This is a genomic window from Streptomyces sp. M-16, assembly GCF_052114405.1.
Lineage (GTDB): Bacteria > Actinomycetota > Actinomycetes > Streptomycetales > Streptomycetaceae > Streptomyces.
The window spans coordinates 37,188-53,246 of sequence record NZ_JBFRER010000047.1 but is presented as its reverse complement, the minus strand read 5'-3'; the positions used below and the strand labels follow the sequence as shown (position 1 = coordinate 53,246).

17 protein-coding genes and 1 pseudogene are annotated in these 16,059 nt (G+C 69.0%); 8 read left to right on the top strand and 10 right to left on the bottom strand.

Annotated elements, in window-relative coordinates; genetic code table 11:
• Positions 1–101: 101 nt before the first annotated feature.
• The 5 genes from dnaN to AB4039_RS21780 all read left to right on the top strand — a co-directional run bounded on the left by dnaN (position 102) and on the right by AB4039_RS21780 (position 3,640).
• Positions 102–1,226: a DNA polymerase III subunit beta gene (gene dnaN, locus AB4039_RS21800; protein WP_442271562.1), complete on the top strand. Its 1,125-nt coding sequence runs from the start codon at positions 102–104 to the stop codon at positions 1,224–1,226.
• Between the two features lie 107 nt (positions 1,227–1,333).
• Entirely contained in the window at positions 1,334–1,468 is a 135-nt protein-coding gene (locus AB4039_RS21795) for a hypothetical protein (RefSeq protein WP_442271561.1), read from the top strand.
• A complete protein-coding gene (locus AB4039_RS21790) occupies positions 1,465–2,022 on the top strand; it encodes a hypothetical protein (RefSeq protein WP_442271560.1) in 558 nt (185 codons plus the stop codon). Before AB4039_RS21795 ends, AB4039_RS21790 begins: the two co-directional genes overlap by 4 nt.
• Complete coding sequence (locus AB4039_RS21785) at positions 2,019–3,155, top strand: hypothetical protein (RefSeq protein WP_442271559.1); 1,137 nt, start codon at positions 2,019–2,021, stop codon at positions 3,153–3,155. Before AB4039_RS21790 ends, AB4039_RS21785 begins: the two co-directional genes overlap by 4 nt.
• 35 nt (positions 3,156–3,190) lie before the next feature.
• Entirely contained in the window at positions 3,191–3,640 is a 450-nt protein-coding gene (locus AB4039_RS21780; protein WP_442271558.1) for an NUDIX domain-containing protein, read from the top strand.
• Positions 3,641–3,927: 287 nt separating this feature from the next.
• On the opposite strand, the gene AB4039_RS21775 is transcribed toward AB4039_RS21780, so the two are convergent.
• From AB4039_RS21775 to AB4039_RS21750, 6 genes are all read right to left on the bottom strand, one after another.
• Positions 3,928–5,097 (bottom strand): hypothetical protein, encoded by a 1,170-nt coding sequence (locus tag AB4039_RS21775; protein ID WP_442271557.1) that lies wholly within the window; start codon positions 5,095–5,097, stop codon positions 3,928–3,930.
• 60 nt (positions 5,098–5,157) lie between these two features.
• Positions 5,158–5,385, bottom strand: coding sequence for a hypothetical protein (locus tag AB4039_RS21770; protein ID WP_442271556.1), 228 nt, complete (start codon positions 5,383–5,385; stop codon positions 5,158–5,160).
• Between the two features lie 209 nt (positions 5,386–5,594).
• Positions 5,595–6,077, bottom strand: coding sequence for a hypothetical protein (locus tag AB4039_RS21765; RefSeq protein ID WP_442271555.1), 483 nt, complete (start codon positions 6,075–6,077; stop codon positions 5,595–5,597).
• A complete protein-coding gene (locus AB4039_RS21760) occupies positions 6,074–8,230 on the bottom strand; it encodes a hypothetical protein (protein WP_442271554.1) in 2,157 nt (718 codons plus the stop codon). Before AB4039_RS21760 ends, AB4039_RS21765 begins: the two co-directional genes overlap by 4 nt.
• Positions 8,227–9,924 (bottom strand): hypothetical protein, encoded by a 1,698-nt coding sequence (locus tag AB4039_RS21755; RefSeq protein ID WP_442271553.1) that lies wholly within the window; start codon positions 9,922–9,924, stop codon positions 8,227–8,229. The genes AB4039_RS21760 and AB4039_RS21755 overlap by 4 nt, the downstream gene beginning before the upstream one ends.
• A gap of 119 nt (positions 9,925–10,043) precedes the next feature.
• On the bottom strand, positions 10,044–11,489 hold the full coding sequence (locus tag AB4039_RS21750) for a tyrosine-type recombinase/integrase (protein WP_442271552.1): 1,446 nt from the start codon (positions 11,487–11,489) through the stop codon (positions 10,044–10,046).
• 166 nt (positions 11,490–11,655) lie between these two features.
• Here AB4039_RS21750 and AB4039_RS21745 point away from each other — a divergent pair, with 166 nt between their 5' ends.
• On the top strand, positions 11,656–11,883 hold the full coding sequence (locus AB4039_RS21745) for a hypothetical protein (RefSeq protein WP_442271551.1): 228 nt from the start codon (positions 11,656–11,658) through the stop codon (positions 11,881–11,883).
• A 116-nt stretch (positions 11,884–11,999) separates the two neighbouring features.
• Positions 12,000–12,734: a hypothetical protein gene (locus AB4039_RS21740; protein ID WP_442271550.1), complete on the top strand. Its 735-nt coding sequence runs from the start codon at positions 12,000–12,002 to the stop codon at positions 12,732–12,734.
• A 99-nt stretch (positions 12,735–12,833) separates the two neighbouring features.
• Here the strand turns inward: AB4039_RS21740 and AB4039_RS21735 are convergent, their stop codons facing one another.
• The 3 genes from AB4039_RS21735 to AB4039_RS21725 all read right to left on the bottom strand — a co-directional run bounded on the left by AB4039_RS21735 (position 12,834) and on the right by AB4039_RS21725 (position 15,347).
• Positions 12,834–13,778, bottom strand: a complete 945-nt coding sequence (locus AB4039_RS21735) for an ATP-dependent DNA ligase (protein WP_442271549.1) — start codon at positions 13,776–13,778, stop codon at positions 12,834–12,836.
• Between the two features lie 435 nt (positions 13,779–14,213).
• Entirely contained in the window at positions 14,214–14,993 is a 780-nt protein-coding gene (locus AB4039_RS21730) for a barstar family protein (protein ID WP_442271548.1), read from the bottom strand.
• A 123-nt stretch (positions 14,994–15,116) separates the two neighbouring features.
• On the bottom strand, positions 15,117–15,347 hold the full coding sequence (locus tag AB4039_RS21725; RefSeq protein ID WP_442271617.1) for a hypothetical protein: 231 nt from the start codon (positions 15,345–15,347) through the stop codon (positions 15,117–15,119).
• 147 nt (positions 15,348–15,494) lie between these two features.
• Here AB4039_RS21725 and AB4039_RS21720 point away from each other — a divergent pair, with 147 nt between their 5' ends.
• On the top strand, positions 15,495–15,800 hold the full coding sequence (locus tag AB4039_RS21720) for a hypothetical protein (RefSeq protein WP_442271616.1): 306 nt from the start codon (positions 15,495–15,497) through the stop codon (positions 15,798–15,800).
• Here the strand turns inward: AB4039_RS21720 and AB4039_RS21715 are convergent.
• A pseudogene (locus AB4039_RS21715) lies at positions 15,693–16,055 on the bottom strand (TniQ family protein); the annotation flags it as partial. The gene AB4039_RS21720 and the pseudogene AB4039_RS21715 overlap by 108 nt on opposite strands.
• Positions 16,056–16,059: the final 4 nt, after the last annotated feature.

Genomic DNA, 16,059 nt, shown 5'->3' with positions numbered 1-16,059 from the left:
CTCTTCCCGTACCGGACGGGCTTCCCCCGGACCTCACCCGCACTCCGGGCGAACCCGGCCCCCGGCCGGACAGCCGCCCGCACGCTCGGAAGGGAGCCCCGATGAAGCTCCGTACGGACCTCGCCCCGCTCGCGGCCGCCGTCACCGACGCCGCCCGGGCCCTGCCCGCCCGGCCCCCCGTCCCCGTCCTCGCCGCGATCCGGCTGGAGGCCGCCACCGGCGCCCTGACCGTGGCCGCCTTCGACTACGAGACCAGCGCCCAGGCCACCGTGGACGCCGAGGTCACCACCCCCGGCACCGTCCTGGTCTCCGGCCGACTCCTCGCCGACATCACCCGCACGGTCAAGGGCAGCCACCCGGTCGACCTCGAACTCGACGGCGCCCGCCTGGTCCTGACCTCCGGCCGCACCCGCTACACCCTGCACACCCTCCCGCTGGAGGAGTACCCCACCCTGCCCCGCACCGCGGAGGCCACCGGAACCGTCTCCGGGCCCGCCCTCGCCGAGGCGATCCACCAGGTCGCCACGGCCGCCGGCCGCGACGACGCCCTCCCGATCCTGACCGGCATCCAGGCCGAGATCACGGACGACACGATCACCTTCGCCGCCACCGACCGCTACCGCTTCGCGCTCCGCCCCATCGCCTGGACCCCCGCCACGGCCACCGGCGCCACCATCCAGACCACCATCCCGGCCAAGTCCCTCTCCGAAGCCGCCAAGATCCTCGCCACCGACGACCAGGTCCACCTCACCCTCCCCGCCGCCCACGGCGTCCTGGGCCTGGCCGGCCGCACGCGCACCCTCACCCTGCGCGCCATGGAAGGCCAGCTCCCCGACCACAAGGGCCTGTGGCCCACCGACTTCACCGCCACCGCCGACCTCGACGCCACCGACCTCGCCGACGCCGTCAAGCGCATGGCACTCGTCGCCGAGCGCGGCCACCCCGTCAAGCTCCACCTCACCGACGGCGCCCTGGCCCTGAGCGCCGGCAGCACCGACGACGCCTCCGCCCGCGACCGGGTCACCGCTGCTACCGACCTGCTCACCGGCGCCCCGGTCAGCATCGCCTTCAACCCCGGCTACCTCCTCGACGGCGTCACGGCGCTGAAGACGGACCGGATCCGCCTCCAGATCGTCAGCCCGGTCAAGCCGGCGCTCCTCGTCCCCACCGACGAGGACCCCACCGCGCTGCGCTACCTGATCATGCCGATCCGCCAGTCCGGCTGACCCGCCCCGGGGCGGCCCCCAGCCGGGCCGGCCCGCCCCGGCCCGCGGCGCCGACCGCCCCACGTTCAGGCACACCACCCCTGCACCAACCACGCAAGGAGAACCAGATGTTCAAGCCCGGCGACGAGGTAGAGATCCTCGCCTGCGAGCTCACCGGCGGCCGGTGGACGGTGAACAAGATCAGCATCTTCATCGGCCCCGTCCTGTGCCACACGCGCGAGCTGCGTGCGACGGGCCGATGACGGCGGTGGACGCCATCCGGCTGTGGGTCCACGCGCTGATGATGTACCTGTTCTGGGGCGCGGGCGTTATCGCCGTCAGCATGCTCTTCACCTACGGAGCTCCCCGCCTCGTCGCGGCGCTCACCGACATTCTGCGTACCCGGCCCGCCCGGCCCGCTCCAGAGTCCAGCCCTAGCATCGTGCGTCGGCAGGTGGTCCAGCAGGACCACGACCGCATCAAGGACGAGTACGGGCGGCTCTGTATCGACCTCTTCCGCGGCGCCGAGCTCGCCATTCTCGACGACTTCACGGTCCCGGAGGCCGTTGCCCTCATCCAGGCGCTCGCCGAGGCCAACGACGCTGCTGAGGCCAACGACGACCCGGCGTACGAGAAGGCCGTGCTGCACCTGGCCAAGGCCTGGCGTCACGCCCAGGCGCTTACCGAAAGCGCCGAACCCTGCACCGTGGTGTACCGAGCCCTTGCACCTGTGTCACCCAGCACATCCCCCGGCGCCGAACTCGCATGGCGCCGGCCGCACCCGCCCATCCCGAGAGAACGAGGGACCTGTCGATGACCGAGCACCGCAACCGCGACCTCCAGGCCGCCGCCCTCATCGCGGCCGCCGCCACGACCGAGCAGCTGCTCAACCCGGCCGACACCTCAACCGGCCGGCCCAAGGTCGTCACCCTCTGCGGCTCCACCCGCTTCTGGCGCGAGCTCGCCGAGGCCAACTTCCGCGAGACGATCGCCGGCCACGCTGTTCTGGCCCCCGGCTGCGACATGAACAAGGCTCATCCGCTGTGGAAGGAGCCCGCGGCCGCCAAAGAGCTCAAGACCGCGCTCGACGCGCTGCACCGCTGGAAAATCCGCGCCTGCGACGAGGTCCTGGTCGTCAACGTCGGTTGCTACGTCGGCGATTCCACCCGCGCCGAGATCGCCTACGCCCACCAGCTCGGCCGGCCCGTCCGCTACACCGACCCGGTCGGCCACGCCGTGATCCTCGACCGGCCCGGCCTGGACCCGGTACGGATCGGACCCTACGAGCACGAGAGCCGCGCCGAGGAGATCGCCGCCGGCCTGCGCAGGCAGCTGCACTCCACCGCGCACGTGGAGGGCACCGTCATCACCACCGGCGCCTTCCGCCCCGACCTCGACCACCTCGACCCGCAGGTCCCGAAGGACCCGTACGCGCTGGCCGAGGCCATGGACGACGACCCCGAAGGCGACGGCACCGGCCGCAACTTCCCCGACCTCTACGCCCGCTTGTGCGCCCAGGAGCCGGCCGAGTACGCGAGCGACCTGTGGGGGAGGGCCTGCTCCGCATACGACTACCTTCAATCCGGGCGAGCGCACCCCAGACCCCGAAGGAGCAAGCAGGTGACCTCCCTGCCGACCGACAGCACCGCAACCTCCGCCTTGGCCGCGATCACCCTCGGTCTTGACCAACTGCGTCAGCTCGCGCTCGGCGACACCGCCGACGCCGACGACATGGCCCACGCTCTGCGCGCCATCTACCAGCGGGACGAGACCGGCCCGAGCCTGATCGGAACCCTCGCCGCTCTGCTCGCCGACATCGCCGACCGGTTCGACGACCACGGCCTGGAGCTCGAAGCCGAGGCGCTTCACGAGGCAGCACGCTTCGCCCGAGCCCACACCGGACCCTGCATCGGCCTGGCGATCAAGACCATCACCGGGACAGACGCCTGAGCCCGGCGAACACAACCACTACGGGAGCCCGCATCATGAGCAAGACCACGCAGACCGTCCCCGCCGTCTTACGCGACTGGGCGGTGAGCTGGCCGGAGTACAAGCCGGCGGACGTCACCCCGCCCGAGCTGCTGCCCGAGGCCCTGGCCCGGCAGGTGCCCGGCTGGGCCGAGGCCGCCTTGACGCCGGCGGACGTACTGGACTGGGAGCAGCGCCAGGCCGCCGCTCTCGTGCCGTTTCACCTCGACGCGCAGGGCTGGCCCCTGCACCCGCAGGGCCGCACCGGCCGCACCGGCCGGAACTTGGGGAAGTGGGGTGAGAACGCCGCCGCCGACCCCATCGTGGTCGCGGGCACCGGACGGGACCGCCGGCTCCTGCTGATCACCCGGGACGACATCCACGAGGAGGCCATCCCCGGGGGCATGGTCGATCCGGGCGAGGCCGCCCCGGCCGCCCTGGTGCGCGAGCTGCCGGAGGTTATGTGAGCAACTTCTGTGTCCCACGGGAAAGTGTCTCATCTGCGGTGTAGATGTTGGCAACGTCTTGGGTCAGGCGCTGACCACAGGAGGACGCCCCCGGGCATCCTTGAGGTCGATCACCCCAAAGTCTCCTGCCGAAGATCCGGCATGCGCCGGGCCGAACCTCGGGGAGGCGGTCCACGTCCTCCGCGAACAGCCCTCCGCGCGGGGCGGGCGCATCCAGTCGGGCAGTGCGTCATGGCTTCGCCGTAGCGGTGCGTCGGGTCCGGAAGGCGGCGCGCGGCGGGGCTGTCCTACTCGGCCGGCAGACGGAGCATCGGTTCGAAGGCCGCGTCCTCCTCGCCCTCGACCGAAGGGAGGAAGCCGTCCGGGACGGTGCGGGCGGCCGTGGTGAGGAGGCGGGCCAGGACCTCGGGCTCGGTGGCCGGAGGGAGGCGGAGGGCGGCGAGGAGGCGGTCGCGGACCTCGGGGTGGTCCGGGTTGTCCTCAAGGTAGTCGGCGTTGAGCGCGGGGGGACGGAAGCCGGCCAGGGCGTCGTGCCAGGAGGGGAGGACGATGGCCAGGGTCAGGGCCTCGGCGAGGGACTCCGCGATGAGGGAGGCCTGGCCCTCAGAGTCGGTGTAGAGGACGGGACGGACGCGGTCGGAGTCGGCCGGGCCGCAGAGGTAGTGGGTGCCTCCCGCGTTGCAGCCGGCCACGGGCTCCACCGGGAGACCGGCCGGAAGAGCGATCGACTCGATGGGGTCGGTCCGCGTGAGGTCGAACTCGCCGTCGCAGGCGAGGTACGCCTCGATTTCGGGCTCGGCGGCGATCCGGCGGAGCAGGGCCTCGTCGGAGAGGGCGGCCGGGTTGAGGCCGCGGGCGGCTTCGGGGGTCAGGGGGTGGCCTGCGAGGACGTGGCGGACGGTGTCGAGGGGGACGGGCCGCCCGTAGTCCTCCTCGAAGTGCGCCTGGACGGCTTCTGGGGAGCGATCGGTGAGGAGGCGGAAGAGGTGTCCGGAGCCGTCCGGGTCCGGGCTGCCTGAGGGGAACTCGATGCCCGAGCCGGTGTGCCAGGCGCTGCCGCCGGTCTCCCACCACAGGCAGGCGGTGACCCGCGGGGCGCCGAGGCCCTCGTCGACGAAGGCCGGGTCGTCCAGGAGCGAGCGCAGCGCGGCGGGCACCTCGTCGATGACACCGGGCCAGACCTGTTCGTCGTCCGTGGCGTACGGGCTCATCTCCGACTCGTGGTCGAAGCCGCGGACGAGTACACCGGCCGGGGTGAAGAGGACGGAGAAGTCGTCACCCGAGCCGTTGTCCATCAGGGCCGCCTCCGTCCCAGGCCCCCAGGTGGTGGAGAAGGAGTAGCGGGAGAACCGCGGGTCGCGGCAGATCGCCTGGTCCAGCACGGCCAGCGCTCGCAGGTACGCGCGGAGCTCGGCGGGGTCCGGGAGGAGGGCGGCGGTCGTGTGCACGGTGTCCATGGGCTCATGTAAGCAGTCGGCACTGACATCCAGGGCGGCGGTTCGGTCACACCTGCTCTCTCACGCAGGGAACGAAAAGCCCAGCTCACGTAGGCGGGGCAAGCACATTGCGAGGCATTGCTCCACAGACGCGGCATCGGTTCGCACAAGGACGTCCTCGCGCAACGGCGCTCCACTGGCGACGAAGGTCCAAGGCTTGCCCCTCTCTGCCATCCGCTCAGCGTCGGCCTTGAACAGCACCGTTACGCCCTGTTCAGCCAGTGCTTCCATAATCGCGACGATGTCCACCGGCACTCTCCCCTCCCGAGGCGCTTCGAACGCGCCGTCGGACGAACATACTCACTCAGGGCCGGACCCTGGACACCGCCCGCATGACCCAAAGTGACCGATCGGGGCGCTCTGAGCTGGAATACGTGACACCTCAACATGCGAGCTCACCAGTCCCTAGACCGGAGGAGGCCCCGGCCCGGAGGGTGGTCCGGGACGAGGCGGGGATGTCAGGTCGGACGCAGTGCGCGGACCACTCCGTCGCTGGATTCGGAGAGCTGTGACCTGAGCTTGCCGGCGTCCCTTTCCAGTTCGGCATTGCGCAAGGACAGGATCTGGATCTGGTTGGCGTAGGTCGCCGTGGTGTCCTTCAACTCCCGCACCTCGGCGGCATGCTCCTGGCGGAGTGTGCGTTCCTTCTTGCGCAGTCGGGCGACCTCGGCCTTGAGCTCATCAATCTCGGGCCGCTTGACCTCGGGGGCTGAGAGGATCTCCTTGATCGCGGCGGCGACCGGCGAGCGGTAGTAGGAAGCTCGGGACACCCCGCCCTCGGCGGCGATGTTCACTGCTGTCACAGAGCCGTCGGTGATCGCCGGGCGGCCGTCCATGAGTCGTTCGAAGGCCCACATGACCTGCCGGTCGATGTCGGTCAGCGCCTCGTGCTCACGGACCAGCCGGGCGAAGACGCTCTGGGTGATGCTGCTGGTGGTCATGCGGACGCTCCTTCCTCATCGCGGAGCTCGGCGATCAGCTGGGTGAGTGTCGACAGGTGTTCCTCGATGGCGATCCGCTGCAGCTTGGGAACGGTATCGGTGTCGGCGAACTCCTCGGCGGCCAGATCACGGGCCTGGGCCATCCTGGGCAGATGAACTGCCGAACGGCGTGCGTTCGGGCAGGCCAAGCACGCGTTGAGCATTGGGAGCGGTCGTCCGAGGGGCTTGGCGCGCTTGCCGCAGACGGCGGTCCCGGCGTGGTGGAAGCAGTCGTTGAGGATGCCCGGATGCAGGGTGCGAGTGAGGTGCCGAAGTGCGGCTCGCAGCCGTTCGGGGCTGGCGACCGTGCCGGGCAGGTCGCCCAGCTCGGCCCTGATCCGGTCGAAATCCGCTGCCACGCGGCCAGCAGCGCCACCGGCGGACCGGCCACCCTCGTTGTGGTCGTGATAGAGGTCTTCGACGTAGTCCAGCAGCGCAACCGCCTTCTCCGAAGCGACCTCGTCGGCGAAGCCCGAGGCGGAGGTGCCCGCGTAGCCTTCGAAGATCGCGAAGGCGTTGTGCTTGTACTGCCTGGTGCCGGCGACGATGCCGAACGGCTGGTGTGCGATGTGCCAGGCCAGCGTGCGCCGGAACTGCCGGGTGTCGAACCACCAGGGCCGAACCGGCCCCGTGCCCGCGTCGTCCGCGGACTCGTCTGCGGCCTCCTGGCCCAACTCGCCATCGTCAGCGGCCTTGTCCACGGCGTACTCGTCGACGAGGGGCAACGGAATGTAGGGCTGGCCCTGGACACCGAAGAGGTCGTTGAGGTGCTGCTGGAAGTTCTTCAGTCGCAGCGTCACGTCGCTGAACAGGCCGTAGCCGGCCTTCTCCCCGATCCAGGTGCCGAAGAGGTGGGTGGGATCATCGTTGATCTGCCTGAGAACCCCGACCGCCTGGTGCACAACGTCCAGGACCACCCACTCGGCCTCGTCGCCCGTGAGCCTGCGGCCTTTGAACACCCGGCCCTTGATCTTGTAGCGGATGCGGCCGTCGGCCCCTGGCTCGGTGAAGGCACACTCACGGCCGAGCTCCCGCACCTCCACGTCTCTCATTCCGGACAGGTAGGCGATCACGATCCAGCAGGCTGTCCTGAGATGGACCAACTCACCGGCCAGAGCTTCGGCTGACAGTTCGGAGCACCATCGAAGGCCGCTGCCGGGCCACTCCGACATCGGGATGTCAAGGCCGCCGTCCTCCCAACCGAGCTCCTTGCCGGCGGCCTTGATCTCCCGCCGCAGGCCTCGGACGGAGTCGGCCCGGACCAGTAGTGCGGTCATGCTCAGATTGGGGGCCTGCACCACCCCGTCGACGACATCGGCGGAACAAGCGCCTCGATACCTAATCGGCAAAGCCGGCATGCCACGACCCAGCGCGCGGCGCGAGTCGATGAAGGCGTCGAGCCGTTCGCGCGTCTGGCCGATGGAGAGGTCGCTTTTGGACTGCTCCTCCTGCAGACGCTTCAACAGTGCTCGGGCAGCCAGGAGGTCCCGGCTGGCGACTTGGACGTAGAACAGGGCGGCAGACAACAGCGGTCGCATGATCTCCTCGGGGATGCGCGGGGTGCTGTTCTCCCGTTGCGTTTTCACCTTGGCCACCTGCTTGGCACTGCGATGCGGCCAAGGGACGATGGTCAGCCGGTCACCCGTCAGGAAGGGTCCGTGGGCGGAGAGGTGCTTGAGCAGGTCGACCTTGCTGACGACAGCATGCGGCCCCTGCGCTTCCCAGCGAGTGACCAACGTCTCCAGGTGGCCGGCCTCGGCGTCCTGCAGACGCCGGACGCCGACCGAACGCAGGTCCTGGAAGAGGCTGACGAGCCGGGTGCACTGTTGCGGGGCCGCAGTGGGCTTCATCGGGTGGTGGGTGCGTCCGGCGCGGCGCCGCAGCCGCGAATAGAGGAACTCCTTCGCGGTCTGACGGTGGAGCCCGGCTTCGAACCGAAGGAAGTCGATGCGGCCGGATGCCTCGGTCCGGGGAAAGAAGTCGCCCAGATCCCACACATCGTCGCCGAAACGCGGGCCCCGAGAGGCGTGATCCCTGGTCAGCCGATTGGGCAGTACGTAGTCATCCGGTGCCGGGACCGGCGCCGACACCGCCTTGGCCAGCGGGAGAGTCATCGCAGCGTCTCCAGAAATGAGGTGGGCAGCGCCAGACTCGGACCATCGGCCTCCGCGATGGCCTGGGCAATGGCGATCTGACGCGCGCTGAACCGGGCCAGGACGCCCTTGGTGATCCGCTCATACGCGACCGCGAAGCGGGCCGTCCACTCGGCCGTGGAGAACTCCTCGCGCTGAGCCTCGATGGTCCCAAGGACAGAGATCACCGCCGGCAGGTGACGCGTCGTGAAGACCGCGTTCGGGCACTCCAGGCAAACCCAGGGCGGAACCGGACATGCGGCCCCCTTCTTGAGGGAGTACGGCGAGTCGAAGAAGTTGCGGCAGGACGACAACCACACGTCGGTGGCCCCGGACAGGGCATCGCGAACCGCTTCCAGGGACACTTCTTGGCTGCCGCTGTCCAGGCGGCCGCCCTTATCGTCCAGCACGACCGGCGGCGGAAGACGGACGGCGAGGGCCTCGCTCAGGCCGGCCTCGACCGCATGGTCATGGATCTCCTCGTGAGCCCCGATGTCGGCGTAGTGACGCCCCGCGACCTCGCGGGTATGGCCGGTGGCAAAGTCCGGCAGTACACCCCCGGCCTGCAGATACTGCTTCGACTTGTAGGACTTGCGCAGGCGCCGCAGATCCAGGTTGACCGGCTTCCCGCCCCTGTCCTGCATGGCATCGAAGCCGTGCTCGGCCAGGAAAAGGCCCCGATGGCCAGCACTCAGCAGCACCCGTGCCCCGGACGCGGGGCCCAACGCATTGGTCGCGCTGGAGACGCTCACCCACAGGTCGTCGTATCCGCCCAGCTCCCGTGCGCGCCGGGTCAACCGCATCGCCAGCCGTAGGACCCCACCCGGAGAGCGCAGGTTGCCGCCATCGCGGATGCGCATGCTCTTGTGCGGATCACCGCCCGCACGTCGCTTGTAGTACTGGACACTCACGAAGCCGCGAGCCGCGTTGGTCAGGCAGCCCACCTTGAGTTCCTTGATCGCCTCGGGTTCCATCCCCGTCTGGCAGGCCAGCAGGACGTGGAAAGACAGCAAGTCCCGCCTCGACAAGTAGAGGTGGCTGTTGACGCCGCGGATGTACCCGTTCGCGGCGACGCCCCGGATGCCCCGATATTCGGAGGTCAGGGGGCCGTGCTCGTTGATGAACCACAGGATGTTCTCAAGCCGCCCCCAGCCGTGGACTTTCGGGTCCCCACCTGCGGCGGCCAGGCGTTCTCCCGCCAGGATGCGATCGCGGATCCTGTCGACCTCCCCCCGGGCAGCGGCCTCGAACGCCTCGAAGACCGGCACGGGGTAAGCATCCAGTGGCTTCGCGGTGGGCCGCCTCTCGCTCATTGTGTAGGCGATCCGAGAGCGCAGGTCCACATCGAGACGCCCCGGATGGGCCTGGTTGACCTGCCTCAGCAGCCGCACGATCTGCCACATCGCCATCGAAGCCGAGCTGCTGTCTGGGCCGTAGTGGTCCGTCAGCCTCTCCTCATAGGCGTCCACCAGGTCGGAGTCCAGGTCGTCCAGGTCGATGTCCTCGCCGTGCTCGGGCATCACCGCGACCGCGAAACGGAGGAAATCACGGACGCGCACCACCAGCGACCGAAAGTTTGAGACCACACGATTCCCGACTACGGCCTTCGGCGGCGTGACTGTCACGATTGCCTGTCCCAGCGCCCGGGCCAGACGTGAGCAGGGCAGGTCGGACAAGTCGACGTGCTCCTCTGCCTCACCGAACCGGACGCTGAATACCACGGGCCCCAGTACGGGCACGGGGTCAGCCGGTGCAGGAGCTGGAGTTGCCGAGGTGAATCGGGTGCGGCCCCGGCTCATCGACGCACCTCCGCCGGAACCTCGATGCGGTCCAGGACTGCGGACTGTTCATCCCACTCGGCCAAGGCCGACAGCACGATCTCCTGGGCCTCATCGAGCACATCCAGGTAGATGTAGACGGTCTCCTCGTGTGCGTGCCCAAGCAGCAGCTGGAGCTTGCGCATCGGGTTGCCGATCAGCATCCGCTTGATCTGGGCCGACGTGAAGTGCCGGTCCTCGTTCATACCCATCGCCCTGATCGTCTGCCGCAGCAGCAGGCCCAGCATGTGGACGGCGAAGGTGTGCCGCAGCGCATGGGGATGGACGTCGAACTCGATACCGAAGACCGCGCACCGCTCGTTCGCCCGCCGGAACGCGGACTGCCAGGTGGCGCTCGACAACGGCTGGCCGTCCTCACCCAGCCACAACCACAGCGGTCCCGTCGGCCGGCCCCCGGAGTCCACGCCCATCAACCGGAGCCGGTCGCCATACCCGAGGTCCGAGTACTTCCAGGCCCTGCGCTTGCCGGCCACCACCATCGCCTGCCGGTTCGCCTGACGCACCAGGAACGGGTCCTCCCACCGGTAGGCGCCCTCGGCCACCTTGCGCTGCATCAACTCATCGCGCTCGAAGCCGACATGGTGATGCAGATCGCGCAGGACCTTCCTCCGCATGAACACGGTCCGCGGCGTGTGCCGCTTCGTGACGGCCGGCGACAAGTGCACGTCCCCGCGCCCCTGAGCCAGCGGCGGCAGTTCCGGCAGCACCAGGCTCGCCGCCTCGCGCAGCCGCATCCCCGTACAGACCAGCAGGTCGGCGAAGAGGCCGTTGCGCTCCCCGTTGCGCCCGCGCCATTTCGGATCGCGGCCCCCATCGGGCAGGTAGCCCAGGAGCCCCACATCCCGCCACAGCAGATAGTCCTCGTAGGGCAAGAACTTCATCTCGGCGTTCCGGGATCCCGGCTCGGACTCGGAGTTCACCCGCACCTGCTTGGGGCCCTGCGGCGTCATCACGGTCTTGTCGACGTAGCGAAACGGCTCCTCCGCCAGCAGACCGGCGTCGAGGGACCACTTCACCCACTTGTCCAACGCGGCCAGCGTGCGCGTCCAGGTGCTGCCCGTGACCCGGTCATCCGGGTCTTCGGCGTGAAGTCGGGCGTACTTGTAAGCACGCAGGTCCTCGCTGTCGATCTGCCAGATCGACTTTCCTCCCCGAGCCTCGTGGAGGAACCGGCACTGCAGCATGATGTCCGAGGCGTACCCCGCAATCCCATTCTCAGATTTGACCCCCCAGCTCGGCAGGTCCCGCAGGAATCTGTTGAGGTGGAGGTCGTACGAACCGTCAGGGCCGAGGTAGAACGGCTGACCTTCGGTGACGCCGGCGCGCTGGAGTACCCCGCTGGCATCGATGTCCAATGTGGGAACCGTTGCCAACTGGCCCTTGGTGCGGTGCAGTGCGGCCACGGCTTCGGGTGTTTCGTGCTGGGGCAAGTCGTCCTCGCGTCTCGTGAGACATGCCTTCTGTAGGCATAGCAATCCTGTCGTTGAGACACGAAAAGGTGCAGCCATAAGTGAGGAGACCGGCGTCGACCTCTCCGAACACCGGCCGACCATTCTCGGCTGCGACCTCGTGAACGACTGGCGCAACTCCGATCACGCCTGGGTCGCATCCACCGTCGCGCTTTTCCTGCTGCCCGCCACCGTGACCGCCATCGCGGCCGACGACGCCCTCGACGCCACCTGGTGGCCCTTCGGCTCCCTCGACGAGCTCGACAGCGCGATCACCGCGGCCGGACGCACCCTGTACGCCGCGCACCGGCCCCTGCTGCACCTGGCCCTGGAACACCTCGCCAAGTAGGCACCACAGGCTGTGGGCACTCGCCAACCACGGCCCCGCCCCAGACCCGCGCACCGCACAGCCGGCCGGACACCAGCGGGTGACCCGGCCGGCCCCCAACCTCCAAGAGGACGATCGTGGCTCAGCACACCGTCAGCGAGACCAACCCCACCTACGTCACCGGCGCCGACCGGTACCGCATCCCCTTCACCGGCTTCCTCACCCCCGACAACCCGAAGTTCGCGGTGATGGAGGAGTTCGTCCTGCCCGAGCACCGCCGCCCTGAGGGCTACGGCCTGGCCTTCCTGGAGTCCGAGGAGCACTCCCTCACCTACATCGGCTCCGTACGGCAGATCGAGGAGTACCGCGCCTCCAACGGCGACGGCACAGCAGTGCTCGACCCTTCCCAGGGCGTGATGTACGCGTTCTGGCCGCGGGACGAGGGCTGGGACGACTACCTCCCCCACAACACCTGGAACCCGGGAGGCGAAGGCATCGTCACCGAGTTCGACCACCCGCTCGGCGGCAAGGTCGTCGTCTACGAGTACCTCCAGAACGACCCCAAGGCCGACGGCCCGACGCCCATGATCGGCCTCCACTGCGAGCGCTGCCACCCCCGGCCGAACCTCGACTACGACAAGCACCGCCCCAACACCCGTCCGCACGACCGCCGCTGGTTCGCCCGCAACGCCCGCGCCCACGTCCGCCGCCACGCCGAGGAGTGCCGCCCCGCTGACCCCCGCATGGCCGAGGCCGTCCAGCAGATCGTCAACGAGAAGTACGGCGTGAACAACCCGACGGTCACCTGGGAGTCCGGCTGCGCCACCGACGGCCCGTGCTCGCAGATCCGCCACCTGAGGGCCCGCGGATAGCAACGGAGACCCCGCCACGATGCCCGGAGGCAGCCCCGAGCCTCCGGGCATCGTGACGCCCAGGGGCTGGCGGGCCGTCGCCTCGGCGCGCAGCACGGTTCACGGCGCGTGTGGAAGGTGGTCAGGCGTCATGTCGCCGCGGACCCGCAGCACCCGCGGCCGATGACGGAACCGGCCGAACTCCAGCGGACGCTTCTGGTCGGCCTCGATCTCGACGACCACGTTCGCTACGACGGGCCGGTAGCGGACAGGGTCGGCGCCCGGCAGGCCGCCCACCGTCCCGGGCAACTCGGCCTCGTCCTCGCCGACGGGCCGGAGCAGAGGCACCAACTCGCGGCGGACAGCCTGGGCGAGCGGCAGGCTGACGCCCACGGCCCGCATCCGGCCGTCCCCGCAGGGGAGCCCCAGGACCAGGCACTGGGTGCCCGGGGTCCGCCCACTGACACCCATCACCGCCGCCTCGCTGGTGTGCATGCGCCGCCACTTCAGCCACCCCGACCCGCGGCCCGCCACGTAGGGCAGGTTCGGCTTCAAGACCAGCCCCTCGACGCCGTTCAGGCCTCCCACCCACTCCAGGGCGGCGTCCAGGTCACCGGTCGCGGGGACCGGCCGGATGGCGAGAGGCCCGTCTGCCAGCAGCTCGCGCATCTTCATGCGCCGCTGCTCGTACGGGCGCGGCCGCCAGTCCTCCTCGCCCAGCCCGAGAAGGTCGAAGACGGCCAGGTGGACGGTGAAGTCCTCACCGCGCTGCGGCCCTCGCCCGGAGCGGGACTGCAGCCGCGCGAAGGCTACGCTCCCGCTCTCCAGCACCGCCACGAGCTCCCCGTCCAGAACGCACTCCGGCAGCGCACGGGATGCGCCGGCCACGTCGGCGAACTGGGCCGTCAGGTCCGTACCGTGTCGGCTCCACAGGCGCCCGGCGCCGGCCAGGAGCTGACAACGCCATCCATCGAACTTCGGTTCGAAATTCAGCCCCAAGCCGAGGCGTACGTCCTCAACGGGGCGGCACAGGGCCAGCGGGGCCGGAAGTGCGAGGCGAGTCATGGGCTAGCCATATCCCGCGTCCTGGCCGCAGCGTGCGAGCCGCGCAGGCGGATCGGGAAGCGCCGCACCCTCGATGCCGGCTGGGCAAGCGCCGCGCGGCCGGGCGCGCGTCCGGCCCTCGGTGTGAACGGCATCGCGCTTGTCCGTTCTCAGTGGAAGTGATCGGACGTTGCGGGGCTGAGCAGGGAGTCCTCACTTCCGCTGGGACGCTCCGGGCGTCAACCTTCCCGGCGGATATGAGTCCGTGATGCTGCCGCCGATCCGTCCCTCGGGTATCTCGATGGTCCTGATCGGGACGATGGTCACTGAGCTGGGATGATGCAGTTCAAGTGGGACTTCGGATTCCCGTTGTCCCACGGTTTCAGCTCGATTTATCGCCTCGGGCGACTGGCCGCTGGAGCGGGCTCTGCCGCCCACCCGGCCGTGACTGAGTGGTCAGGAGTAGAAGCCCTCGCCGTACTCTGCGGGGCTGATGGTGAAGCCGGCCGGGCATTCGCGGCGCAAGTATTCGTAGCGGGCCTGGAAAACGTCGATGGCATCGTGGATCGAACAGCCAAGGTGGGAGCGGAACAGCTGGATGCCTTGAATGATCCGGCCGCTGAGGATCTCGTCGTCGGCAAAGGAAAGAGGCCCGGTCGTCCAATGGGCCGACGCGGGATCTCCGCCGGGCCAGTCGATGTCCGTCAGGGTGGCGAGCAGGCGGCCGTCCGAGAGGGCCACCGCAACGTCCATGCCACGGGCCGCCCCTTCGACGAAGGCTGCCGGCGCCGTGTGATCCAGGAGAAAGACGAAGTGCTGGGCGAAGCGTTGCCGCCATTCGTCCAAGATCCCGTCGCCGTCGAGGCGGAGGTTGGAGTTCCAAGCTGCCTGGGCGAGGACCGATACGAACAGTCCGAGGAAGTCGGCGTGCCGCAAGTCGTCCGCGTGGTCGATCAGGATCGCGAGGTCCTGGTTTCCGTGGCCGGGGCCGTGCCAGTCGTGGAGACAGTCCACCAGGGCGTCCCAGTTATGGCCGAAGTAGCCGACGAACGACAGCTCCCTTGCGAAGGTGCGGAAGAGAGACGCGGCATCTTGTAGTTCGCGGCCGTCCAGCCGGAGGACCAGGCCGCTCCGCTGCACGAGCGTGGCGGTATCCGACGCCAGCCAGGGATCTGCGGCGGAGGCGAAGACGACCCAGGGAGAGCGGCGTTCCGTCAGTGTGGGCTTCGGCGTCATGAGCGTGATCTTTACACGCCTTCGCGCAGGGGCCGCGTGATTAACGGCATGGACAGGCGCTCCTCCATGAACGTATCCGCCGAGGTCAGCAGGCTACGACGACTGTCTTGGTGGACAGAATCTTCAGCGCGAGAAGCGGACCCTTCCCCGGGGGTCGGTCCAGCGAGACAGGGGGTCGTTGTTGAGTGTCCTTCTCTTCGGCATGTCGCGGAGGGTGGGGACGGCGAGGCGGCGTTCGGCCTCGGTGAACACGGTGTTCATCGTGTCCCGGTGTTCCTCGGCCGAGACGAGTTTGCTGTCGGGGATGCGTAGGGCCCGCCAGCGGGGATCGGCGGTGATTTTGAGCATCGTCACGAACTCGGGGTAGAGGATGATGCGTTGGCGAACATCGCCTCCGTTGCGGATGAGACTGTGGTGGACTGGCTGCTGATGGGGCAGGTTCGCCAGGCGTCGCTCCCACCGCTGTGAAAGGGTTGGCTGAGAGCTGGTCCCAAGCCATGAATGGACGAGTTTGCGAGTCTCACGGGCAGCCTCCTCGATGGTGCCGGGAAAACGGCTGGCCAGACGCTGATGCTGCTGTTGCGCTTCGATCACCTCGGGCAGGCTCTCAAGCCGATAGTGAGTGTTACCGGCGAGCCAGATGCCGTGCTTGGAACAAAGGCGGCGTCCGACGGGGAGATACGCCAAGACTGGTTTGCTAATGCCTCGGCGGTGCATACAGTGCGGGCAGGCGACGTGAAGGTCGCGTCGGAGACGGACGATCTCGCCGTGGTCGCGTGCGGCCAACCGAGCCAGGCCCGGCAGTGACCGCACGAGTGTCTCGGCCGGGGTGTTCGTCATGATCGACAGTCGGGGCAGGGCCCCGGGCTGCCAGTTCTGTAGCCCGTCAGTGCGTGTACCGACTTGCGTATTGCCGCTCGACGAAACAACGGACCGCGCGATCCGGCTTGGGGTAGTGCAATTCGCCTCGGCCAGACGATGCAGATACCAGCCGAGAACTTCGCCGTGGACTGGCGGGAAGGCAACCGGGAGAGGGCGGACTGGGGAATCCCAGAATTCCATCGGT